Raw genomic sequence first — 1,538 nt, 5'->3', positions numbered from 1 at the left:
TATTTCGTTGAAAAACTCGTCCTTGATCGGAGGACATCCTGCTGATTCAATTCCGGCATTGGGCGGGAGGATCGGCGATGATGGGACAGAGGCAGGAGGCGCAACCAGCACTGTTCTACGAGTTCTCCCTGGAAGACCACGTCCCGCGGGATCACTTGCTGCGGTCCATCGACCGGTTCGTCGATTTGAGCAGCATCCGCAGCCATCTGGCGGATTTCTACAGCCATACCGGCCGTCCGTCTGTCGACCCTGAGCTGCTGATCCGGATGCTGTTGGTCGGATACTGCTTCGGCATCCGTTCGGAGCGGCGGCTCTGCGAGGAGGTGCATCTGAACCTCGCGTATCGCTGGTTTTGTCGGCTCGATCTCAGTGACCGAGTGCCGGATCACTCCACGTTTTCAAAGAACCGGCACGGCCGGTTCCGTGACAGCGAACTGCTGCGGCATCTGTTCGAAGTGACGGTGGCACGCTGCATCGCCGAGGGCCTGGTCAGCGGACAGCGCATGGCGGTCGATGCCAGCCTCATCGAAGCGGATGCGAACAAGCAGAACGCCACGCCGAAGGAGGACTGGGACGTCTCGCAAATCGACCCCGCCGATGCGCCCCGTGCCGTGCGCGAGTATCTCGATACGCTCGACGAGGCCGCCTTCGGCGCCGCGAGCGCGGTCCAGCCCAAGTTCACCTCGCATTCCGATCCAGCCAGCCAGTGGACGGCGGCGCGCAAGGGCCCGGCCTTCTTCAGCTATTCCGACAACTACCTGATCGACACGGATCACGGCGTGATTGTCGATGTGGAGGCGACGCGGTCCATACGGCAGGCCGAGGTCGGCTCGACCAAGACCATGCTGGATCGCGTGAAGGCCAGGTTCGACCTGCATCCTGAACGGCTGATCGCCGACACGGCCTACGGCACTGGGCCAATGCTGGGATGGCTTGTCGACCGCAAGATCGCACCGCACATTCCGGTCCTGGACAAGTCCGAGCGCACCGACGGCACATGGAGCCGGGCGGACTTCGAGTGGGACGCCGAGAACGATCAATATATCTGCCCCGAGGGGCAGACACTGAAACAGTTCCGCCGCAACTATTCCGACCCGAACCGGGGGCCGACGAGTGAGGGCCGGGCCAAATACCGCGCGCTGAAACTGACCTGCCAGGCCTGCCCATCAAAACAGCGATGCTGTCCGAACGCCGATGCCAGATCCATCACCCGCGAGGAACACGAAGACGCCCGCCAGGTCGCCCGGGACATCGCCAAAACCAAGCAATACGTGATCTCGATGAAGCTGAGGAAGAAGGTCGAGATGCTATTCGCCCATCTCAAGCGCATTCTCGATCTCGGACGGCTGCGACTACGTGGTCCATGCGGCGCGAAAGACGAATTCCTCCTCGCCGCCACCGCCCAGAACCTCCGGAAACTGGCGAAAATCCTTCCCGCACCGCAGCAACCGCGAAACGCCTGACGAGAAAGGCATCCGCGCGCCTTTCAAGAAAGGGATTTCTGCGGTCGCAAACGGATGTTTTTCAACGGAATCGGC

The 1,538-nt window shown here is 61.7% G+C and carries 1 protein-coding gene; it reads left to right on the top strand.

The window, feature by feature from the left end:
* Positions 1–77: 77 nt before the first annotated feature.
* Positions 78–1,463, top strand: coding sequence for an IS1182 family transposase (locus LR948_RS18725; protein ID WP_232755677.1), 1,386 nt, complete (start codon positions 78–80; stop codon positions 1,461–1,463).
* Positions 1,464–1,538: the final 75 nt, after the last annotated feature.

This window comes from Roseivivax sp. GX 12232 (assembly GCF_021272185.1).
GTDB lineage: Bacteria > Pseudomonadota > Alphaproteobacteria > Rhodobacterales > Rhodobacteraceae > Roseivivax.
The sequence above is the reverse complement of the archived record's forward strand: the minus strand, read 5'-3'. Positions and strand labels throughout refer to the sequence as shown.

What these genes read in the sequence shown, in the direction of transcription:
- LR948_RS18725 (WP_232755677.1), top strand. Translation starts at nt 78, where the DNA reads ATGATGGGACAGAGGCAGGAGGCGCAACCAGCACTGTTCTACGAGTTC.